Annotated in this window: 18 protein-coding genes; 5 read left to right on the top strand and 13 right to left on the bottom strand. The window is 41.0% G+C overall.

From position 1 onward, the window contains the following. Nucleotides 1–25 precede the first annotated feature (25 nt). From essB to J7I90_RS11215, 4 genes are all read right to left on the bottom strand, one after another. On the bottom strand, nucleotides 26–1,369 hold the full coding sequence (gene essB / locus J7I90_RS11230) for a type VII secretion protein EssB (RefSeq protein ID WP_214771586.1): 1,344 nt from the start codon (nucleotides 1,367–1,369) through the stop codon (nucleotides 26–28). Between the two features lie 70 nt (nucleotides 1,370–1,439). Further along, complete coding sequence (gene yukD / locus J7I90_RS11225) at nucleotides 1,440–1,679, bottom strand: ESX secretion system protein YukD (RefSeq protein ID WP_053537134.1); 240 nt, start codon at nucleotides 1,677–1,679, stop codon at nucleotides 1,440–1,442. 95 nt (nucleotides 1,680–1,774) lie between these two features. Further along, complete coding sequence (locus tag J7I90_RS11220) at nucleotides 1,775–2,065, bottom strand: WXG100 family type VII secretion target (protein ID WP_034306171.1); 291 nt, start codon at nucleotides 2,063–2,065, stop codon at nucleotides 1,775–1,777. A gap of 523 nt (nucleotides 2,066–2,588) precedes the next feature. Continuing rightward, nucleotides 2,589–3,503, bottom strand: coding sequence for a nucleoside hydrolase (locus tag J7I90_RS11215; protein WP_214771616.1), 915 nt, complete (start codon nucleotides 3,501–3,503; stop codon nucleotides 2,589–2,591). Between the two features lie 311 nt (nucleotides 3,504–3,814). Between J7I90_RS11215 and J7I90_RS11210 the strand changes: the two genes are divergently transcribed. Further along, nucleotides 3,815–3,997: a hypothetical protein gene (locus J7I90_RS11210; RefSeq protein WP_034306173.1), complete on the top strand. Its 183-nt coding sequence runs from the start codon at nucleotides 3,815–3,817 to the stop codon at nucleotides 3,995–3,997. Between the two features lie 82 nt (nucleotides 3,998–4,079). On the opposite strand, the gene J7I90_RS27780 is transcribed toward J7I90_RS11210, so the two are convergent. The 7 genes from J7I90_RS27780 to J7I90_RS11175 form a co-directional block, all read right to left on the bottom strand. Then, complete coding sequence (locus tag J7I90_RS27780) at nucleotides 4,080–5,807, bottom strand: glycine betaine ABC transporter substrate-binding protein (RefSeq protein ID WP_214771584.1); 1,728 nt, start codon at nucleotides 5,805–5,807, stop codon at nucleotides 4,080–4,082. 4 nt (nucleotides 5,808–5,811) lie between these two features. Beyond that, nucleotides 5,812–7,017, bottom strand: coding sequence for a quaternary amine ABC transporter ATP-binding protein (locus J7I90_RS11200; protein WP_214771582.1), 1,206 nt, complete (start codon nucleotides 7,015–7,017; stop codon nucleotides 5,812–5,814). A gap of 1,022 nt (nucleotides 7,018–8,039) precedes the next feature. Next, complete coding sequence (locus tag J7I90_RS11195) at nucleotides 8,040–9,437, bottom strand: amino acid permease (protein ID WP_096340890.1); 1,398 nt, start codon at nucleotides 9,435–9,437, stop codon at nucleotides 8,040–8,042. 325 nt (nucleotides 9,438–9,762) lie between these two features. Beyond that, on the bottom strand, nucleotides 9,763–11,280 hold the full coding sequence (hutH, locus tag J7I90_RS11190) for a histidine ammonia-lyase (RefSeq protein WP_214771580.1): 1,518 nt from the start codon (nucleotides 11,278–11,280) through the stop codon (nucleotides 9,763–9,765). A 114-nt stretch (nucleotides 11,281–11,394) separates the two neighbouring features. After that, nucleotides 11,395–11,844, bottom strand: coding sequence for a histidine utilization transcription antiterminator HutP (hutP, locus tag J7I90_RS11185; protein ID WP_214771578.1), 450 nt, complete (start codon nucleotides 11,842–11,844; stop codon nucleotides 11,395–11,397). A gap of 227 nt (nucleotides 11,845–12,071) precedes the next feature. Further along, nucleotides 12,072–12,158, bottom strand: coding sequence for an iron chelate uptake ABC transporter family permease subunit (locus J7I90_RS28135; protein WP_214771613.1), 87 nt, complete (start codon nucleotides 12,156–12,158; stop codon nucleotides 12,072–12,074). A gap of 49 nt (nucleotides 12,159–12,207) precedes the next feature. After that, nucleotides 12,208–12,534: an iron chelate uptake ABC transporter family permease subunit gene (locus J7I90_RS11175; RefSeq protein ID WP_214771577.1), complete on the bottom strand. Its 327-nt coding sequence runs from the start codon at nucleotides 12,532–12,534 to the stop codon at nucleotides 12,208–12,210. A gap of 6 nt (nucleotides 12,535–12,540) precedes the next feature. On the opposite strand from J7I90_RS11175, the gene J7I90_RS11170 reads away from it, so the two are divergent. Then, on the top strand, nucleotides 12,541–12,723 hold the full coding sequence (locus tag J7I90_RS11170) for a hypothetical protein (protein WP_214771575.1): 183 nt from the start codon (nucleotides 12,541–12,543) through the stop codon (nucleotides 12,721–12,723). A gap of 22 nt (nucleotides 12,724–12,745) precedes the next feature. Here the strand turns inward: J7I90_RS11170 and pbp4b are convergent, their stop codons facing one another. Then, nucleotides 12,746–14,119: a penicillin binding protein PBP4B gene (gene pbp4b / locus J7I90_RS11165; RefSeq protein ID WP_214771609.1), complete on the bottom strand. Its 1,374-nt coding sequence runs from the start codon at nucleotides 14,117–14,119 to the stop codon at nucleotides 12,746–12,748. Nucleotides 14,120–14,766: 647 nt separating this feature from the next. On the opposite strand from pbp4b, the gene J7I90_RS11160 reads away from it, so the two are divergent. The 3 genes from J7I90_RS11160 to J7I90_RS11150 are packed head-to-tail and all read left to right on the top strand — an operon-like array spanning nucleotide 14,767 to nucleotide 18,663. After that, nucleotides 14,767–16,332 (top strand): spore germination protein, encoded by a 1,566-nt coding sequence (locus J7I90_RS11160; RefSeq protein WP_396020113.1) that lies wholly within the window; start codon nucleotides 14,767–14,769, stop codon nucleotides 16,330–16,332. 26 nt (nucleotides 16,333–16,358) lie between these two features. Further along, nucleotides 16,359–17,465, top strand: coding sequence for a spore germination protein (locus tag J7I90_RS11155; protein ID WP_214771569.1), 1,107 nt, complete (start codon nucleotides 16,359–16,361; stop codon nucleotides 17,463–17,465). Beyond that, on the top strand, nucleotides 17,449–18,663 hold the full coding sequence (locus J7I90_RS11150; protein ID WP_214771567.1) for a Ger(x)C family spore germination protein: 1,215 nt from the start codon (nucleotides 17,449–17,451) through the stop codon (nucleotides 18,661–18,663). Before J7I90_RS11155 ends, J7I90_RS11150 begins: the two co-directional genes overlap by 17 nt. A 95-nt stretch (nucleotides 18,664–18,758) precedes the next feature. Here J7I90_RS11150 and J7I90_RS11145 read toward each other — a convergent pair whose 3' ends face one another. Beyond that, complete coding sequence (locus J7I90_RS11145; protein WP_214771565.1) at nucleotides 18,759–21,944, bottom strand: biotin/lipoyl-containing protein; 3,186 nt, start codon at nucleotides 21,942–21,944, stop codon at nucleotides 18,759–18,761. Nucleotides 21,945–21,974: the final 30 nt, after the last annotated feature.

Raw genomic sequence — 21,974 nt, 5'->3', positions numbered from 1 at the left:
CTCACCTCCGCAAAAGGCCCATTGCTCACTCTTTGCTTTTCTCTTTTTCTTCAGTTGATTTTTTGGAGGAATCCTTACTTTCTTCTTTTCCCCCAGAAGCAGGTTCGCTTTCCGCTTCTTCTTTTACAGCAGGTTTTGCTTCCGCTGCGCCTTTATCCTCCATATTCGAATCTGTTGCAGCAGGGTTCTGATCTTGCTGTTCCTCCATTTGCTTATCCAATTCCTTTTTTTCCTTTTCATATTGGGACAGCTCAGTATCGACTTCTTTAATTTGCGTTTCCTTTTCTTCCCCAGATAGGCTATCGTCCAACTTAATCTGTTCTTTCTGGTTTACCAGCCCATACATAATCAATTCGCGATCCTCCATGATTCTCGCCAAATCGATTGCTTCCTCGCTCATGCCCCTGCCTATATAAATCCAATATAGGAGATACTGACTATCCGTTTGCAACGTGATTGCATTTTCCACATTCTTCCTGGCTATCCCCTCCAACGGTTCATAAGTGACGTAGGACTTCGCCAGTTCATATTGAACGACGTACGGCATCTTTTTCGGATCGTAGTTTTCCAACCGGTCAATGACTTCACTGTATTTTTGTTTTAAGAAGCTTTCACCGCTTTCTACATATGCATCCTGCTTAGGTTGAGAGAAAAATAGTGTGTAAATCGTAAACAATAGCAGTGGCACTAGAACGATCACCGTACCCCAAAGTGTATAACGGCCCGTTTTCCATTTCTTTTCAGGGATATGTACAAATGCTTTTTCTTCCTTCTCTAAAGCTTCTATCCGGTTTTGAATGACCGTGGAAAGTTCATCCCAAGTCCCCGATGACAATATACTTTGTGTTTCGTTCGATAGTTTCAGTGTTTTATGGTAAAGCAGATACTCTTCGTATGTATGCTGCCCATCCACAAGCGCCGAAATCGTTGCCTTCGTTTCTTTAAATAACTCATCTTGATTATGCTCATAAGGAGGCAAACTGTCTTTTACGCCATAATGCAGGAAATATGGGGTCAAGCTTGAATCAAAAACGATATTTTCCGGACAGACGACTAGTTGCAGGCGATTCAATTCATGATTCCTTATTTTCTTCAGGATTTGATAAGACGATAACCATTTACTCAATGGATTTTTATCTTTAGCTTTGGAAAAAACAAAAAAAGAGGCTGGTGGATTTACTCTGATCTTCACCTCGTCCTCTGTCACTTCTATATGTTTCTGAAGAACATCATCCGCTTCATGAATAAGCTGTAATTCCAGTGGGTCCTGCATCGATAGTTTTGCCCGTTGGAAAACGAACGAATGCCCCTTATCATCCTTCATAATTGCAGCTTCTGTTTTTTTCTCCAGATATGGTTTATTATCCATTTTATGTAACTCCTTTACCCCTGCTAAAGGGCTTTAGACTTTTTTCCTATAAAGAGTCCACACCTATCCATTAGAGGATCTCAAGGCGGTCCCCCGTCGTAATTCCGCTATCAAGCAGGGTTTCATAACCTGAACATACGAACTCTTTATTCTGGACCCGCACCCAATAGCCTTCTTTAGGTGCACTGGCAATATCCTTTACCTGCCATATTATCTCCACAACTTTCTTGATGGAGCGGTAATTCGACACTTGCAAATCAAATACTTCCCCTGTATACCTGTTTAAATCGATCGTTAGTTGAATATATATGGAAACCACCTCTTTTAAAGCAAAAAAGCACCACGATCTTCAAAAAGAGTCGCGGCGCTTTTTCCTAGAAATTCTTTTTCTCATTTACCTAATGATTATCCGCGAATTTGACTAGCAATCTGATTATCTGTGTCTTCAAGGATTTGAGCTGATTTATTCAATTGTTGAGAAACTTCATTCAACAAGCGAGCCATATCCATGAATGAGGGCTTTAATTCTTCGTACTGACCTACGAAAGCCTCACTGGAGGAACCTTCCCAAATACCAGTTAAATGATCTCTCATTCTATCTAAACGACCAATCATATCCGTTACTTGTTGGCTCTCATTATCATATTGTCTAGCTACATCTTTCAGTTCCGAAGGTGTTACGCGAATTTGTGACATAGAAAAAATCCTCCTTTTATCTTATATAGTACATTTTAATAGAACCATACATTTTCTGCCATATAAATAAGCGCAAAGTCGAAAAATGGTAAATTATAATTATGCAAAAAAACCTAAATATGGCATTACGAAAGTCTATGTACCTGTTTTCCCAAACCTTTAAACCCATTTTTAAATTAATTTTTAATATTTTACTTTTTTATGATAAAAAAAGTACCTTATACCCAATATTTCTGCACTGTTATCCGTTAATATAGTTTTCACCATAATAATAGTGACTTTCGACTTTCTTTTCTACGAAATTAATCAAACGTTTGATTAAAGTCTGATAAGCATTTTTATGATTGATCAATATAAACCATTTACAAAAGGACATCAGAATAAATGGAAGACCTTTTTTACCATGCTACTTTCAACTTTATTCTGACAGGTATCCTTGTCATATGGCGAGAATCGATATATCCAACAAAAACAGTCCAGCACTTCCCAATGTTTTTTTGGAAGAGTGGCAGCCTTCAGGTAGTCATATAACCCGTTCCAAAAAATGTTTTAAAAACCTCTCACTTTCCACATTCGTACAGACACGGATTCTAGGTTCACCATCCTTTTGGCCGATTGTCCTGCCTGCTTCTTCACCCTCGGTCACCACCTTGACGTTCATCCATTCTGTCCTGACAAAACTTGAATCAATCGCAACCCCGACTGCAAGCGGATCATGAAGAGCGCAACCACCCAAACCTGGATGGGAGTTTTCATATGCTTTCATATAATAATCGGTCATTTCCGCTAAAAATTCGGCGCTTTCCTTACCAGTGGCACGCCAATCATCAAGCTTCGATTTCAGTAGATATGTTTGCAGCGTCACATCAAGCCCCACTAGGGTGATTGGCAGTCCTGAAGTCAATACCTGATGTGCCGCTTCAGGATCTGATATTATGTTCGCTTCAGCATAAGGGGTTACATTTCCTGGTACGTTTACGGCACCGCCCATAATTACGACCTCGTTTACAAGCGACATGATCATCGGCGCTTTATTGATCGCCAAAGCGATGTTAGTCAATGGTCCAACTGCAATGATCGTAATTTCATGCGGTCGGCTTTGCACTTGATCGATAATGAAATCTGCTGCATTTCCTTGTGATGCTTTGATGGTTGGTTCAAACCGAAGGGTATTTCCTAACCCGTCTTCCCCATGAACATGCTTGGGATACCGCTTCTTCCTTCCGCGTACCAAAGTTTGGTCAGCACCTTCATATACCGGTATGCGGCTATTTAATTTCTCCAAGACGGCAAGTGTATTACGGGTCGAATCAACAACGGGCACGTTACCAAAGCAAGTGGTGAATCCGAGCACTTCCAACTCAGGGGAATTTAAAGCATATGCCATCGCCATGGCATCATCTATCCCCGTATCTACATCAAATATGATTGGTTTCAATATTTCCACACCTTCCAAAATCACTTTTTGCTTTATCAACTCATCGCTTCTCTTTTCTCTTTCTTTTGTATAAAGAAACACTGTTTTCCAACTGAATTTTAACATTCAACGATAGCCCAGTTCCACAGAAAGTTAGGAATACTCATAATTCACAAACAAATGGCAAGTACAGGCGGTACTTGTAACTACCAGTAAAAATAGTTGACCGCCCATAAATATCAATGATATAAAAAGTGAAAAGAAGAAGTTGTGCCACGAATTAGTTATGAGTACATGCGTTACGAATTTATGATATCCAAGGTGGAAAAAGGATGAAAATGTTTAAGTTGATTGAAGATGTTCCATCTGCGTATAAAAAAGGAACAAAATTCTTTTTAATCTCGCATTCTGAATTCATTGGTGTGAAAAGTTATGTATTACTGGCAGAAGATTTGAAAGGAAAGATCGAAGTAACGGAAGAGGAATTGAGGAGTAAATTCGTTACCATCCATTGATGTTAAGTATTTAAAAAGCTCATCACCCCATTAAAATAAAAAAAGCGGGAATTTCATTTCTGAAATTCCCGCTTTTTTCTTATTATTTTAAGTCTTCAATTGAATCAATATCGACGTAATCCGGTACGACCAGACCAAGTTTTGTTCCTTTTAAGTTTGGTCCAAGGTCAACCATGTCATCTTTATACTTATTATAGTATTCAAGATGTGTTCCCGGAAGCCATGCAGCCACCATTGCGTCCGCACTTCCGTTTGCAACGCCAGCAAACATTGGCCCCACTTCAACCTGGCTTAATGTTACATCATAACCATTCTGCTCCAGTACCTTGCTAATCACATTTGTACTGGCAATTTCAGTGTCCCAGGCAACATAAACCAGTTTGATCTTTTCACCATTTCCTGATTGTGCTCCTTGGGTCCATTTGGACACTTTGTCCTGATTTTTCTTTATCCATTCTTCTGCTGCTTCTGAAGGAGACATCCCATCAGCAACCTTGACCATTACATCTTCCATATCTTTTGTTTCCCAGTAGAATTGATCAAGAATTTTATAGGCACCTGGCGCATCCTGTTCAAGTCCTTTTCTGGCAATGGAATTGATGTTTTCAGCCTTGCCGAAGGATCCATTCGGATCTTCGAGATATTTCAAGTCATATGTCGAGAACATCCAATGCGGTGACCAGCCAGTAACGACGATTGGTTCTTCTTTATCAATTGCTTTTTTCAATTCTGCAACCATCGCTGCCGATGACCCTTCAACCACATTCCAATCATCTAGCTTATAATCATCTATAGCCGATTTAGTCAGCTTCATTATTCCTGCTCCAGGTTCAATTCCGATGATTTCAAAATTGGCTTTGGCAGCAAAACTGTTTTGATCCTCGTCCACGGCTTTTTCTTTTGTAAAAGTACCGAATAGTGCAGTACCCACAACTAGTAAGGCCAATATTGTAAAAATGATTTTCCTGCTAACGATATGCTCGTAAGCTGGTTTACGAAGGTTTTGAGTGATACGATCGAGTATGATTGCAATGATTACGATGGATAATCCTGCTTCAAATCCTTGCCCCACATTAATTTGGCTGACTGCCCTGTAGACATCCGCCCCAAGTCCGGGTGCTCCAACCAATGAAGCTGTAACTACCATGGATAGTGCCAGCATGATGCTTTGGTTAACTCCTGCCATAATCGTTGGAGTAGCCAACGGTATTTGTACTTTGAATAACTTTTGGCTGGTGGTTGAACCAAAAGCATCCGATGCTTCGATCAGATCATTAGGCACTTCCTGAATCCCAAGATTGGTCATACGGATTGTCGGTGCAATCGCGAAAATGAATGACGCGATGATTCCAGGCACTACCCCTATTCCAAAGAATAAAATCGAAGGAATCAAATAAACGAAGGCAGGCATCGTTTGCATGAAATCCAAGATCGGGGTAACGATATTGCGCACGGTTTTATTTTGGGCACACCATATTCCGATTGGTATCCCGATCAATATGGTGAGGAATCCTGACAAAATAACGATCGCCAGTGTTTGGATGCTTGATTCCCAATAACCAAGATTATTAATCAATAGTAAGCTGATTAATGTAAATAATCCCAATGTCCATTTGCTTGTATAGGTAACCAGAAGGGTCAGGACGATGATTAAAATTATCGAAGGTCCTGCACTCATTACATCGACCAGGATATCCAGTAGTCCCTCGATCACATTCGTAATAAGTGTAAATAATCCAGCAAATACAATGGTAATCCAATCCACTAAAGAATCGACCCATGCTCCTAGTGGGATTTTCGGCATATTCATTGAATTATTCACTCTCCATTTCATTCAAGGAATCTTTATTTCCGGCCAAAGCACCGATGACGGCACCGCGAAGAAGAATTCCTTTAATTCTGTTCTGATCATCGATCACTGAGATCGGCAAGCTTGAAGTCGCCATAACATCCATGAGGTTTCCAAGTAATTCATCCTCTTTTACAGTTGGGATATCAGTTGTCATCACTTCAGAAATCGATTGATCATTGCTCATTGCCTGACGTGCCTGTTCAGCAGTCACGGCCCCCAATAACTTCTGCTTCCTATCCACAACGAAAATGCTTGAATACCCTTGTTTGCGCATGATTTCCAAGGCAACCCTCGGGCCTCTGTCCACCGCAATCTTCTCTGGGCGTATCATCACATGAGACGCTGTCAATACTTTTGACAGATCAACATCTTCCACAAACTTCTCGACGAATTCATTGGCTGGATTCATCATGATTTGTTCAGGGGTACCCAATTGAATGACACTTCCATCTTTCATTAGGGCAATTCTATCCCCGATTCTTAATGCTTCATCAAGATCATGGGTAATGAAAATGATTGTTTTTTTGTACTGATCTTGGATTTGAATCAGTTCATCCTGCATATCCTTACGAATCAATGGATCAAGGGCACTGAAGGCTTCATCCATCAATAGGATATCCGTATCACTTGCGAGTGCCCGGGCTAAGCCAACCCTTTGCTGCATACCGCCGCTAAGCTGTGATGGCATCTGGTTTTCGTAGCCCTTCAATCCAACGGCCTCAAGAGCCCTCATCGCATTTTCATGACGTTTTGCTGGATCAACTTTTTGAATTTCGAGCCCAAATTCAGCGTTTTCAAGTATCGTTTTATGCGGAAATAAAGCAAAGTTCTGAAAGACCATGCTTATTTTCTTTTGTCTGACTTCCCTTAACCGGGCCGCGTTCATCTTCACGATATCTTCATCATCAATTAAGATTTCACCCAAAGTGGGATCGATCAAACGATTGAACATGCGGATCAATGTGGATTTCCCGCTTCCTGATAGGCCCATGATGACAAAAATCTCGCCGGGATAAATCTCGAAATTAACATTATTCACTCCGACCGTTTGTCCCGTTTCTTTCAAGATTTCTTTTTTCGTTTTGCCTTGCTTCAATAAGTCTGTTGCTGCTTTTGGAGATTTGCCAAAAATTTTCGAGACATTTCTGACTTCTACATTCGGCTTCATCAAGTCACCTCATTCTAATAGTTGCCCATATGATATTCAGTTTTGCTGAATTCCCCCGTTTTATGCGAGTGATGATTATTAATGCACAAGTATCTTGAAATAACCGAAATTCTACCCTAATGCTTTTTCTTCAAAAAAAGCTGAAGTGACACTTATTCAGTGCACAGGGCATAACGTGCATAGAAAAATAATCTATAGTTATTATTCCCAAGAAGTACTTCTTTACTTGGATTATAGTATGTGTGATAAATTGAGCATTTCAAGTAGGAAAAAAGAGGTGCAATCACAACTGAGGAAACAAGCAGGCACAACATATACCAACTGTAACTAATATAAACGATTTCCACTTAGAGTTTTGTCCAGATGGACTTACGACTACCCTCTAATGTATTTCATTTCCTTAACCAGGTGGAATGATACTTGCAGTGCAGTATAACACCAAAACGCATAGAAATATGATTATGGGATTCCCAATGTCTAATTTGAGCTTTGCAGGGAAAAGCGGTGCAATACAAGTGAGGAAACTAACAGGCACAGCATATACCAACTGAAATATAATGGTTTTTTATTTTAGAGTTTTGTTCAGTCCCAATACACGGGATGAACCTGTATCCCTAAAGTACTTCATTACCTTAACAAAGAATGAATATAAGTTCAAATGATGTGGGACGGAATTCTTGCCTAAAAAGCCCATTTAAGCCATCGATTCTAAAGGTTACGGAAGACTCTAAAAACCTTGATATACCAACACTTTGGCTTCCTATAATCATTAACGCCCATCATCCGCTACAAATTTTTTTCAGTTTTTTTAAAATCAGAAATGATCCAAAAAACGAAAAAAACGATTTTCAGTCATAAATCACGGGCAAAATTAGCGATTCCAGATCTGGCAAGATTGGAATTTAATACCTTTTTATAGGTTATAGTTTAATGCAGACACACATGGGAATGTGTCACATATACAGAAAAAAACCTTGAAACAACAATTCCATTTCAAGGCTGATGCATTTTATCAATACATACTAATTGGCATTCCTATGTTCATCAAAATCGATTTTGCATTCCTCTAGCGGAACTACTTTTGTTTTCTTAATGAACTTATAACCAAGCCACATTATCAAAAAGAATGGGATGCCAAGATAGGCAGCGATCACACTTGCCCAGTTAATGTCATCGCCAATGAAGGCCTGATAGTTTTGCGCCAATAAAACGAAAAAACAAAGAGCAAAGGAAAATATCGGGCCGAAAGGAAACCATTTTGACTTATAGGGAAGGTCGTCCAGTGAATGCCCTTGAGCAATATAAGCCTTTCTAAACCTGTAATGGCTTGCCGCTATACCGAGCCAAAATATAAATCCAGTGACTCCAACCGCATTCATCAGCCAAATATAAATGACTCCATCACCGAAAATGGAAGCAAAAAAGGCCAACATCCCTACGAGTGAAGTGACAACCAGTCCCCAAATGGGAACGCCGCGCTTGTTGAGCTTCCCGAAAATACGCGGTGCCAGCCCTTCTTTTGCCATGGAGTACAACATTCGGCTTGTCACGTAAAGACTCGAATTACCAGCAGATAATACGGCTGTCAAAATGATGGCATTCATCACGGAAGCAGCGAATGCCAGTCCCACTTTTTCAAACACCATCGTAAACGGGCTAACCATGATCGTGTGTCCCTGCAGATTGCCATTCGTATAAGGAACGATCAATCCGATAACAACTATGGCCAGGATGTAAAAGAGGAAGATTCTCCAAAAAATGCTGCGAACTGCACGAGGTACATTTTTTGCCGGGTCTTCACTTTCACCAGCTGCAACACCGACTATTTCTGTACCTTGAAAAGAAAATCCAGCAGCAATGAAGATACCCAATGTTGCCAAAAAGCCACCGGCAAACGGAGCGTCACCAACTGTGAAGTTTTTAAAACCAATCGCTTCTCCGTTCATAATTCCGAATATCATCAATATTCCGACAACGATAAATATGATGATGGTTGCGACTTTAATGAGGGAAAACCAATATTCCCCTTCGCCATACCCTTTAACGGATACGTAATTCAATAAGAATATCAAAACGAGAAACAAAGAACTCCATAAAAAAGACGAGCTGTCAGGAAACCAAAACTTCATAACCATCGTTGCGGCAGATAGTTCTGCGGCAAGGGTCATCGCCCAAGTGAACCAATAGTTCCAACCAAGCGCAAACCCTAATGCTGGGTCGATGAAACGCGAAGCATAGGTACTGAAAGCGCCGCTGACCGGCATAAATGATGCCAGTTCTCCAAGGCTTGTCATAATAAAATAAACCATTATGCCAATTACGGTGTAAGCGACCAGAGCACCGCCTGGCCCCGCAGAGTGAATGGCTGGCCCGCTTCCGAGAAACAGCCCTGTTCCAATTGCACCGCCCAGCGAAATCATCGTAAGGTGGCGTGCTTTTAGCTTCCTTTGTAAAGTATTTGACGGCTGGTTTTGTTCATTTATGACAGGTGGTTGCAATTGCCGATTTTCCAAATTAGATTCCCCTCCAAAAATGCATGTTTAATCTAGCACGAATAGGTAAAGTCGATCATTCCATCAATAGTCATTTCCTGCATTTATTACTATTTCAAGGTCATTTTCTCTAATGCTTAGACCTTTTTTGGATTTCTGGGATCTTTGTAGCATTTACATAAAGGTGTTAGGCTTAAAACCCAGGTCAAAGGGCTATAAGCCTAACGTTCATTCGGATATTCCGGGCTTCATATTATGTTGTAGGTAAACTCCTATGAATAAATGAATTCCAGTCAATTTGCAGTAACCAGCTTGCCGTTGCTTCAATATCCTTTGAAAAGATACGATCTTGCGTAATGCTTGGAATGAGCTTTCTTGCTTCCGTATAAAACTCTTTTGTAAACGGGGCCATCTTCTCTATTCCACGGTATTCAACCGCTTGTAAGGCACAAATGAGCTCAATCGCCAATACGCGGCGAACGTTTTGGATGATCTGATGTGCATGCCGGGAGCCGATCGTTCCCATGCTTACATGATCTTCCTGGTTCGCTGAAGATGGAATGGAATCAACACTTGCAGGATGTGCCAGTGTTTTATTCTCAGAGACGAGTGAAGCTGCACAATATTGCATGATCATCGCTCCCGATTGTAAGCCAGGTGAAGGGCTCAAGAATGGCGGTAAATCATTGAGCTGAGGATTGACGAGTCGCTCAATCCGGCGCTCTGAAATATTTGCAAGCTCGGCAACAGCGATTTTCATGAAGTCCATCGCAAATGCAATCGGCTGTCCATGGAAGTTCCCTCCTGAAATAACCTTTTCCCCATCGTCAAAAATAAGCGGATTATCCGTCGCTGCATTCATTTCAATTTCCAATTTTTCTTTTACATAATCAAGAGTTTGCCATGATGCCCCATGCACTTGCGGGATGCAGCGGAGGGAATAAGCATCCTGAACCCGCAGTTCCCCTTGCTTGGTGATCAGCTGGCTGCCGCTGATCATGCGGCTAATCCGTTCAGCGACCTCAGTTTGCTGGCGGTAACCGCGTGCTAGATGAACATCCGGATCAAAGGCATCTTCAATGCCGCGTAATCCCTCTAAAGTCAGTGAAGCAATCGCTTCAGTTTGATGGGCCAGCTGTTCGGCTTCAATGTAATTTACGAGGCCCATCCCCGTCATGGCCTGTGTTCCGTTAATTAATGCAAGACCTTCTTTTGCTTTAAGTGTCACTGGAAGAATGCCTTCTTTCGATAAAGCTTCGATGGCCTCCATTCGCTCTCCTTTATAAAACACTTCCCCTTCTCCCATCAATACTAGCGCCAAATGCGAAAGCGGCGCCAAGTCCCCGCTTGCCCCAAGAGAACCTTGCTGAGGGATGACCGGGTGGATATGAGCATTCAAAAGATCGATCAAACGTTCAATGACGATAGGACGGACGCCGGAAAACCCTTTTAATAGAGCGTTGGCACGGAGAAGGACCATAGCTCTCGAAACCACCTCTGGAAATGGTTCCCCGACTCCGCACGCATGGGAATGAATCAAATTCCACTGTAGCTGCTCAGCGTCCTCTGCATCAATCAAAACATCACTGAACTTTCCAAAACCTGTTGTGATTCCATAGACGACTTTCTTTTGTTTCACGATATTTTCAACCGCTTCACGGCTTTTTTCCACTTTCTTAACACTCTCGGCTGAAGCAGAGACAAATGCTTCTCCATACAATACTTTTTTCGCTTCTTCAATCGTTAAAGTTTGGCCCGTTAACATAATCATTTCCTGCACCCCTATTCTTTTTTTAAACACACAAAAGGAGGCCATATTGACAGACTTATCCAGTCTATCAATACAGCCCCCTATTTCACTAAATAACTATAGGCTTTTAATTATTTAAATGTGGTTAATTCCCAAACCGACGGCTTCATGTTCAAATCCCCGAACCGGTGCTCCAATCGTTCCATACACGGCGACAGCAATCCATTCACCTTCGGCCCCGTTTTTAAACGGCCTGCCCCGAACGATTGCAAACCGAAGGCCCGCAGTCCTCAAAAGACCGCCAAGCTCGACTTGGCCGCGTGTCACTCCTTGGAGTGATTCGATGATCGCATGATACAGCGCATGCATTTCACGATACATATCGGGATTGACCAATCCAAGTCTTTTCGCAGATGTCTCAATGGCCGCAACTATTTTCTGCAGCTCCATTGAACCGACTTTACCTTTTCCATAAAGCCAATCCATCCGCTTAAGTTCATTCGTCAATATGACTTCTTCCTCTTCGTCCGCAAATGCGTACATGATTGCATGGCGCCCAATTCTTCTGTCGAATTCCTTTGTCATGCAGGTACCTCTTTTACAATTTTCTAAATACACTAATAACTAAATATTATTGTAAGCGGATACAGGCTGTTCGGTCAACATATTTTTTAAAATAGTTCTTTTAGGGGGATGATTCATCACTCCCGAAAGCAGTCGAACAACCATCATCTATATCCTTTCTAGAAAACGACCATGCCTGCAAAAAAGCCCATCTTCACTAGTGTCCTTGAAAATGGGCTTTTTTCTGATTAAATGTTTTTCACGAGTAAGTAGATAAAATACGGCGCGCCTATTATCGAAAGGATAATCCCCACCGGCAATTCTATCGGTGCCATGATGACCCTTCCTAATTATTGGAAGATAACAGCAATAAGGAACCTAAGATTAGTTTGCACGTCTCCCCCCCACTAATCTACTGGCTATATGCGGGGCGATCAGCCTAAGAATGTAAGGCCTCCGCCCACCGAAACGCATACACCTGCCAATGCGACTGAATTCAGCAATAAAAGCCTGCGTTCCTTTTCTCTGTACACCAACTCCAATGGCAATCGGGTCACCCAAGCGCAAAACATCCAATACTTTGGATTTATAAATCGCTAAAGTAATCAATACGACCAACCACGGCAATAACGCCCATACAAAGGTCCAATTTCGTCCCCAGATCTTCCCGGATAACCAGATTAATGACTTCATGAAATTGTTCGGTTCCATAGATTAGTGACAATTAAACATGCCGATCGCACCATCGTTTTACAAAATGGGGAAATCATCGAACAAGGTGCCCATGATAATTTGCTCCATCAAGACGGAGCATATAAAAACCTGATCCTTGCCCAAACTGTATGGAATAAAGCTTCCAGACATTCTGATAGAACAAGAAAAAAGGCCTCCCGACATTAATGGGAGGTCTTAAGATATCCGTTTATTCATTCGTTTCCAATGCTTCATAAATTGCGGTTACAACACTTCCATAGCTTCCCGTTTTGAAGAGGTCGCCAAAAAACTGATTGGAATTGGCTACAGGATTGACGAGCGGGGAGTGCTTTTTATTAGTAAGTAAAACGATCCCTAAATCTATTTCCGGATCGATGATCGTGACCGTCCCGGTCCATCCAGTATGACCATAGGCACTGTCGCTTGCAAGAGGACTGAACATCCATTCCATGCTAGCATCGCCATTTCGTCTCCACCCAAGTCCATATGTAGGATTCATCTCGGAAGGTGCGACGAATTCATCGATTGTTCTTTGATCAAACAACGTATGTTTACCGTATCCCCCGCCATTCAGCATCACCTGCAGAAGGACGGCCATATCTTTCGTATTGGAGAAAAGGCCGGCATGCCCTGAAACGCCCCCCATCGAATAAAAGGCTTTTTCATCATGCACTTCCCCTTGAAGTGTGTATGTACGAATGTTAGGGAAATCTATCACGCCATCCCGGGTGTTGCCAAGCAATTCGGTTGCGGCAAAATCCCTTGGCTTAAAGCCCTTTCGCAGAGGATTGAACTTAGTATTTTTCAACCCAAGCGGCTTGTACAATTCATTTTCAACATAGACATCAAGCTGCTGACCCGTTATTTCTTCAACAATGGCACCAAGCAGCATATAATCCACATCACTGTAGACATTCTGTGTTCCAGGTACATATGTGAGCGGTGTCTTGGAAATGAATTTGATGGTTTTATCCCGCTCCTGGGAATAAAGTTCTTTCGAAACCTTTGGATTATGGTATTGCGGATCAGGTCTAAACCCTGCAGTATGATGTAGAACATCAATAACCCTAAGGTTGTCCTTTCCTATGATCACATCCCCCTCCGTGTCTTTGAATTCAGGAATGTATTGCTGCACTCTTGCCTGGATATCCAGCTTGCCTTCGCTGACTAATTTCTGAATGGCAAAATTGGTTGCATACATCTTCGTGTTTGAAGCAAGGTCAAATAACGTATCATTTCCCATTTTTTGAAACTTCTTAAGAGGTGTATGTTCATTAAACTTCTGTTTGTACCCGTAGCTTTCATTTTTGACGATCTTTCCGTCCTTTATGACAATCAAGGCAGCACCGGGGAAACCGGCCGCCACTTCCATTTCAATGAGGTGATCCACTTTTTCCAGCTTTTCAGACGAAAATCCCGCTTCTTCCGGTTTATTTACTTTCTTTAATATTGGATACTGACTGGCAGTTTCCATACTCACAGCGGCTTCATGATTTGGGTTTTCACTAGCAAAAGATACGGAAGGTGCTAATAAGGAAAGTGCCAGAATTGAACTCAGTGTGCAGCTTGTCCATATATTCATCATTTTCCACTCCTTTGAAATCACGTTGAAAAATAGAACAAATTTACCGAAAGATAATATTCTCATTCATTCCGTCCTTTTTTCACCAGGATTCACAATTCAATAATATGTTCCGGGTTCGATTCGGATCTCTTATTCCAAGTTGATTAATGTGGGCATTTCCCAAAATCAGTTAATTTTTACAAATAATTCTCAATTTTCAGTATATGTTATTTCGAACATCATTTCAATTTGATCTTGATATTTTTAAAATTATATTTCAAATCTTGAGCTTAAGCCTCCCCGTTCTAAGAAGAAAAGCCTATGATTCATTAAGCTCCCTATTATCCATGAGTCATCCGGATAAGTCCCAACCGTCGATTTCTCCTCTACTAAATTCAAAATCACTTTTTGAAGTATGGCAAGTTCGGCTAATGGCTTTTAAGTTCATTGCATAAGAAACACAGAAGATATTAATACTATTTGAGAAATAAAGCAATTTCAGCTGCTATCCGAGACAAGTATAGGGTGATGAAAATGTGGAAAACGATTGTTTCCTACCTTCCAGAATGGCAGGTTTTTATACAAGCTTTCATTGTATTTATTGTTCCGTATCTAATCAGCAAATTGTTTAAAGTGCTTCGCACCTCAAAGGATGGGTGATGATGATGAAAGAGTGGCTATCAAAGATTGGTAGTAAAGGAAAAGGTACCGATAAAGACAAACAAGCACCTGCCTCACAAGATACAACGTGTCCGTTTACAGATAATCTTCATTTTAATCTTGAATGCCTTAAGCAAGAAATCGGCCATAATTGGGATGTCCATTTCCGGGAATTTAATCTAGGGCGTACCGGTATACGCTCGGTTATCATTTATGCGGATGGACTATCGGATAAAGATCTCATTGATAAGCATATCATGCCATCATTGATGGTTGATTTTTCAGCAGAATATAAACATAACCTTCCCTACCTCAAAGGGAGCATTTCAAAAGACTTCATAAAAAATGAAGTGTTATCCATTAGTGAAATAGAAGCTGTCCGCTCCATTAAAGAATTAGGCTCTAAAGTGCTAACAGGTTCGACCGCCCTTTTAATTGATGGGTCTTTGGATGCACTGCTCCTTGGAACTACAAAACATAAAACAAGGGCAATTGAAGAGCCGGTATCAGAGGCACTCGTCAGAGGTCCCCGTATCGGTTTCACTGAATCATTGAGTGATAATACATCTTTTTTAAGGTGCAGTGGTGAAATCGAGAATTTATCGTTAGTAAAATTCCAAGTGGGAAAGCGTTCAAAAAAGGATTTGGTTGTCGCATACATAAAGGATATTGTTGATCCCGAATTAGTTCAAGAGGTGGAAAATCGAATTAAGAAAATTGATATTGATAGTGTTCCGGAATCAGGTTATGTAGAGCAGCTTATTGAAGATAATTACCTTAGTCCTTTTCCGCAGGTACAGAATACAGAGCGTCCTGATCGCGTGATCGCTGCTTTGATGGAAGGGCGAGTGGCCATCTTGTTAGATGGGACCCCTTTCGCTTTGATCGTTCCGGTTACATTGAGCATGATGTTACAATCACCGGAAGATTATTATGAAAGGTGGATTCCGGGAACATTCATCCGTATGCTTCGATACCTCGCAGCTATTCTGGCCCTTTTTACACCGTCGTTGTATATAGCTTTCATCTCATTTCATTCAGGATTGATTCCGACGAAGCTTGCCATCTCCATTATCGGAACCAGGTCCGGTGTTCCGTTTCCGGCACTTATCGAAGCATTATTCATGGAAATAGCCATCGAAATTTTGAGGGAAGCAGGATTGCGATTGCCTAAGCCAATCGGTCCCGCAATGGGAATAGTCGGTGGTTTAATCATTGGGGAAGCTGCTGTTCAGGCAGGGATCGTTAGTCCTGTTTTGGTGATTGTGGTAGCGTTAACCGCCATTTCATCATTTTCCATTCCGCACTATAGTATTGGGATTACATTACGGATGCTTCGTTTTCCCGCAATGCTATGTGCTGCCACATTCGGTTTATACGGGGTCATTCTCTTTTTTCTTTTAATGACCAGCCATTTAGTGAAATTAAAAAGCTTTGGTGTTCCTTATTTGAGTCCAGCCGTTCCTTATCGCTTAAGTGAGTGGAAAGACCTGATGGTCCGCATGCCGCTTATGATGATGAAACGCCGTCCAAAGATGTTGCATACAAAAAGCCCCATACGTAAAGGATAACCTGTCGATGAAAGGGTGGTTAAAGAATGGTTCTCAGTCCGAAAGACAAAATTACAACTCCTCAAGCAGCTGTCATTGTCATCAACTTCATACTCGGCACAGGATTGCTCACCCTACCCAGATCATCTACGGAGAAGGTACAAACACCAGATGCATGGATAAGCGTTATTTTAGGAGGAGTTATCACTATAACCGCGGGGCTGATCATGGTCAAGTTAAGCCAACGGTTTCCCGAAAAGACCTTCTATCAATACATCAATGATATTGTTGGAAAATGGGTGGGCGGGTTCCTAAGTTTAGTTGTAATCTGTTATTTTCTTACCACCTCCAGTTTTCAGCTCCGCGCAATGGCGGAAGTAATAAAGTATTTACTTCTTGAAAGTACGCCTACTTGGGCTATCACCATGATTTTCATGTGGGTAAGTCTTTATCTTATCATCGGCGGCATTAACCCGATCGCGCGCCTTTTTGAAATTATCTTACCTTTGACAGTTATCCTTTTTTTGGTTGTTGCCTTTATGAGCTTAAAAATATTTGAGATCGATAATCTCCGTCCAGTATTAGGAGAAGGAATCGTCCCTGTACTAAAAGGAGTAAAAACAACGGCTCTCGCTTTTTCAGGGCCTGAAATCATGCTACTGCTTATTCCATTTATGAATTCGCCAAAAAAAGCAGGAAAAGCCCTGCTTGTTGGAGTTTCCATTCCATTGATTTTTTACGTGATAACGGTCGTAATGGTTATCGGGGCATTATCTGTTGATGGAGTGGTCATGAGAACATGGCCAACACTTGATCTTATCCGAAGTTTTGAAGTCGCCGGGTTGATTTTTGAACGGTTTGAATCTTTATTGCTCGTTGTCTGGATCATGCAAATATTCGCCACATTTACGATCACATTTTTTGCAGCCGCTTTAGGGCTAGCTCAAATTACGAAAAAAAGCATTCACCCATTCATGTTTGGTTTGCTTCCGATTCTCTATATCCTTGCCATGATTCCGAAAAATATCAATGACCTATTTAAGCAAGGAGATTTCGTCGGCAATATCGCCATGTTTTTATTTGGTTTACTCCCCCTTCTACTGCTTATCATCTCAAGAATAAAGGGAGGGAAAAAACATGAAACAATCACATAGCAATACACGCCCACTCTTCATTTCCCTCTCCATTCTTTTGTTCTTATCCCTTACAGGATGCTGGAGCAGTCATGAAATTGAAGAGCAAAGTTTAGGTATAGGTATGGCATTTGATAAAGGCAAGAAGTCCTTCATTGAGAATGAATTAAATGAACAAGGGGAGGGGTATTTGAGAAAAGACCTGATTACTTCAACCTATCAACTTATCACTCCACAAGTAGCAAGTTCAACAACGAAACAGGCCGGCCCACAACAAAAATCTTATCTGAATGTTTCTGAAACGGGAGATTCTATCCTTCAGATGACTCGTGAATTATCATTGAGAAGCGAACAACCTTTAACTGCTCACCATATGAAAGTGATTGTCATCAGTGATAAGCTTGCAAAATCACATGGTTTGGAAAAATTACTTGATCTTAACTTTCGGGATAATGACTTTAGACCAAGCTGTATTGTGCTGATCAGTAATGGAAGAGCAAGCAATACACTTGAAACAAAGAAAGCAGGAGAAATTCCAGCATTTCGACTTATTGGCATTGTAGAAAATGCCTTTCGAACAACGAGGATTTTACCTCCTATGTCGCTTATTAAAATAGAGAGCAAGCTCAATTCAGAATCAAGTTTTCTTTTGCAAAATGTACTATCAGTGAAAGGGGAAGTCAAATTTGCCGGAGCTGCCGTAATCAAAGGAAAGACACACAAAATGGCTGGTACTTTGAATGAAGAGGAACTGGAGGGCGTAACTTGGATAACAGGCAAGGGAAAAGGCGGTGTGGTGAAAAGCTATGATAAAGAAACCGGCCAGCTGATCGTGTATGAAATAGAGTCCATGAAAAGCACTATCATACCACGAGTTAAAGGAGACAGCATTTCTTTTGATGTAAACATAGAATCAGTGGGAAGACTGTCTGAAAACTGGGTAGTTCCAGGAGATACTTTTAAAAATGAATTTCTCAAAAAAGCAGAAAAATCTTCTGAAAAAGAAGTGAAACGCCTGGTGGGGAATGTATTGGAAAAAATGCAAAAAGAATATCAAGTGGACGTCGCCGGCTTCGGAAATCGTTTGAGAATCGAGCATCCCAAAGTATGGAATAAGGTCAAAAAGGATTGGGACCAAACATTTAGTGAAGCTCCGATCAATTACGATGTAAACTTAACTATTAATGATTATGGAACAACAGGAGGACCCAAGAAGTGAATCCACAGGTTGAACACCTAGCTGTGAATAACGATGAGCATGAAAAGGCCCCCACAGTAAACTGCGAAGGGGCCTTTTCATTTTCCATCGAAAGATCAGCTTAATTCCACTTTAGTAATTTCACTTAAATAATTCCCACTTATAATCGAGCCTTCATCTGCAACAACATATTCGATGACAGTCGGGCTGATGGTCCGAATATAAACAAAAGCTGAATCATCTACATGTTCAATCCGAAGCTTCTTCCTCTGCGCTTGCTTAATATCAAGCTGATTGGTACTAGCTTCCGGCAGGCTTGTGTAATAAATTTCAAAATCTTCTTCTGACGCATCAATGAAAAGATGCCAAATGTTATACCCTTCTTCTTGATCAATCATTGTTTTTAATTTCCCTTTTCTCCCGATGCCAAGAAAATACTTGAACTTAGATTCCCCATTCACCATATCACGGTCAATAACTTTTATACTTCCGCCTTTTCTGCTTTGTACAAGCCCAAAGGCAACCCCTGTTTTCCCTGTAGGGGCGGTTATCATATCCCGGTTAACCACTCTGTTTCTCTCTTCTTGCTTTAAATAAGCGCCTTCTGTCCCCAGTGGCGGGAGAATCTCAAAAAGATCACCAGACACCTCTCCCCAGTTTTGAGTGTTCTTCACTTCCCTATCAATCCATTTATTAAATAGATTCAAGACGACCGGGGATTTACTTGAATTACCCGCAAGCAATATATTCACTTTATTAATTTTGCTGTGTTCTGACCGGGCAAAAGCGCGCCGTAACGACTCAAAGAAATTTTTAATGCCTTTGTCGATTCTTTTCTCAATCTGTTGTTCCATTTCATCTTGATCGATCAAAAGTTCCACATTGAGTTTAGCGTGGCCGGCTTTGTCAAACAAATCTGCCCGGATCATGCCTTTTCCAAACTGTTCTTCATACCGTTCATGTCTTTCCCAAAGCGGCCTTAATTTTTCCACCAATTGTTTGGTATTTAAATAGGCTTCCTGTGACTCATTAATCAGTGTTTCACTTCCGGGAAATTTCACACATTCCGCTGGGAGGGTAAAAGGAATGTTTAGCCCACGCATTGTTCTTTGGTTGTTTTTAAACACTTGGAACGCCAAAAGCTCCAGCATGTTCTCACCGCCTAAATACCGGTCCCCGCCCGCTGCAAAATGCTCAATGACATAATCATATCTGCTTTCTTTCAAACCAGCTTCACGCCAAATCCCAAAATCAAAATCTGTCGTTCCTCCACCAAAATCAAACACACCATAGTACGTTTTTTCATCCTCTTCCGGTTCAAACCCGTATTCCTGTAACGCACAAACGGCATAGGCAGCAGGTTCACTCGCCCCAGCGGTGACACGAAACTTTTTCATTAATTCTTCATCCTGCTGAATCGGCATAGGCAGCGTCTTTTTTAATCCACTTTCAAAACACTTTAGAATTTTTTCCCTTACCTCTTTTTCATACGTCACTGGGAAAGAAAGGGTGTAATCGAGGTAAATCCCATTGTTCTGGTTATTGATATACAAACCGAGGTAGTAGGCGTATAACTCGATTGGGTTGATTTCCTGATCGGTTAAGTCCAAAAAGGAACGCAGTACAACGGCATATCCCTTCTTGTCTTTTAATCGGAGTTCGTTATTCTTTTCTCCAGCCCACTGCTTTAGATTATTCAATATGGAATAATAATGGTCACTCCTTCCATTCATCAAGTTGTTAAGGGCATTGTGGGAAACCGTCACATCCTGCCACCTTGTATCTGGTCTTCCTTCTTTTTCTTGATAAAGCTCCAGGAAATGTTCTAAATCAATAAATTCTATCACGGTTGGATTTTCATAATGCCAGTCTTGTACTTCCGTGTTATGGTAGCCAACCCCAATACGCATGGGAAGAGTAAAATCACTTTCTTCTTGATGAACGACCACTGTACTTTTCGTTCCAAAATCAATGCCAATTATGCCGTCCTCCCTAATATCCACTTTAGGGTTTCTGGCCATTATTTCTTCGTTCAGTTTTATCGTTAAAGGTTTTTCATCAGAGGCGACAGGCCATAAATCCCAATGTCCCCTGTTTGGATCTGTTAACATCTTTTCATCATATGTATCAATATCAGCTCTTACTTTTTCAGAGTTTAAAAGCTTCTCATAAAACGTGTTGGAATCGATAGCGATCGAAGGCAATTCCTTAAGAAAACTTTCATGATCTAATTCCTTTAATTGATACAATTCCAGCAAATAATCATACTCCTTCTGGCGTTCTGCGCTTAATCCGCTTGGAACTAACCGGTTTTCCAGCCAGAGATGGAGAGCCTTTCGGTCATTGATTTCAAAAGCATTTTCCCCATTTAATCGGAAAACGGGAACGAAAAATCCCTTTCCCAGCAAATTGTTTTTTTGATTTACTACATCGTAGCTTTGAATGTCGTACCCGTTGGATTTAAACGCTATCGATTTAGAAGAGTTAGCCGTTTGATTGGCAAATATCCTTGAAATGGAAGGATTTTTACTCGCGGAATAATCGTCCAAAGTGAGTATTCTCTTATATACAGGGTGATCGGTTGTATTGAAGCTTTTCGCGGCCTCTTCCCGTGTCATGACATCACCTTTAAAGCCGGAAACATCCAGATGCTTTTTGTAGTCAAAATCCTCGTCCATTAATTCATAGTATTTTCTATAAGGAAATACCGCTGCGATGTTGTGATCATATATAATATTCCCATTATTCATGTAAACCCATCTGGAACGGAGCATTTTTTTAATGTCTTCAAAGAAGCTCGCTTCATCCTTGAAGAAGGTTTCTTCTGCACTCTGATATAAATGGCTGATTAACGATCTCACTTCTTTATACGTCATTGAAATGGCAGAGACCGGAACGGTTTGGGAATCAGGTGAGAATAGGACCTGCTCCTCGTTCTTATTCATTAAGTATATGGAACTGTCTATGTTATTTTTTTCAGCTAAGCTTGTTACGTTCTCAATCTGCTCTTTATCTTCCATCGTTTCTTGTTTTTCAACTTCTTTTAATAATTCTTCAGAAATTGCATCACCAGAATCCAAATAACATATCAGGTCACCAATCTTGACTAAAGTGTCCTCCGCTACGTTCAATTCTTTAAGGGTACCTTCTTTTTCTGAAAAGAGGTCAAATTCGATGCCCTCACAGCTGAATTTGGCTAAGCTTTCGCCCACCGTAATATAATCGCCTGGCTGTTTATACCATTGCACAAGAAGGATTTTTTCAATGCCTTCTTCTATCTCTGGGATGATAATCGATGTCATTGTATTTCTCCTTTACTATCATTCTCTTTT

The organism is Bacillus sp. ISL-57 (assembly GCF_018613135.1).
Taxonomy (GTDB): Bacteria; Bacillota; Bacilli; order Bacillales; family DSM-1321; genus Peribacillus; species Peribacillus frigoritolerans.
The sequence above is the reverse complement of the archived record's forward strand: the minus strand, read 5'-3'. Positions and strand labels throughout refer to the sequence as shown.

Excerpts from the sequence above, each read along its gene's own strand:
- essB (WP_214771586.1), bottom strand. The coding sequence starts at position 1,369 with ATGGATAATAAACCATATCTGGAGAAAAAAACAGAAGCTGCAATTATG.
- J7I90_RS11220 (WP_034306171.1), bottom strand. The coding sequence starts at position 2,065 with ATGTCACAAATTCGCGTAACACCTTCGGAACTGAAAGATGTAGCTAGA.
- J7I90_RS11210 (WP_034306173.1), top strand. The coding sequence starts at position 3,815 with ATGAAAATGTTTAAGTTGATTGAAGATGTTCCATCTGCGTATAAAAAA.
- J7I90_RS27780 (WP_214771584.1), bottom strand. The coding sequence starts at position 5,807 with ATGAATATGCCGAAAATCCCACTAGGAGCATGGGTCGATTCTTTAGTG.
- J7I90_RS11200 (WP_214771582.1), bottom strand. The coding sequence starts at position 7,017 with ATGAAGCCGAATGTAGAAGTCAGAAATGTCTCGAAAATTTTTGGCAAA.
- J7I90_RS11195 (WP_096340890.1), bottom strand. The coding sequence starts at position 9,437 with ATGATTTCGCTGGGCGGTGCAATTGGAACAGGGCTGTTTCTCGGAAGC.
- hutH (WP_214771580.1), bottom strand. The coding sequence starts at position 11,280 with ATGATTATGTTAACGGGCCAAACTTTAACGATTGAAGAAGCGAAAAAA.
- hutP (WP_214771578.1), bottom strand. The coding sequence starts at position 11,844 with ATGACAAAGGAATTCGACAGAAGAATTGGGCGCCATGCAATCATGTAC.
- J7I90_RS28135 (WP_214771613.1), bottom strand. The coding sequence starts at position 12,158 with ATGGCACCGATAGAATTGCCGGTGGGGATTATCCTTTCGATAATAGGC.
- J7I90_RS11175 (WP_214771577.1), bottom strand. The coding sequence starts at position 12,534 with ATGGAACCGAACAATTTCATGAAGTCATTAATCTGGTTATCCGGGAAG.
- pbp4b (WP_214771609.1), bottom strand. The coding sequence starts at position 14,119 with ATGAATATATGGACAAGCTGCACACTGAGTTCAATTCTGGCACTTTCC.
- J7I90_RS11160 (WP_396020113.1), top strand. The coding sequence starts at position 14,767 with ATGAAAGAGTGGCTATCAAAGATTGGTAGTAAAGGAAAAGGTACCGAT.
- J7I90_RS11155 (WP_214771569.1), top strand. The coding sequence starts at position 16,359 with ATGGTTCTCAGTCCGAAAGACAAAATTACAACTCCTCAAGCAGCTGTC.
- J7I90_RS11150 (WP_214771567.1), top strand. The coding sequence starts at position 17,449 with ATGAAACAATCACATAGCAATACACGCCCACTCTTCATTTCCCTCTCC.
- J7I90_RS11145 (WP_214771565.1), bottom strand. The coding sequence starts at position 21,944 with ATGACATCGATTATCATCCCAGAGATAGAAGAAGGCATTGAAAAAATC.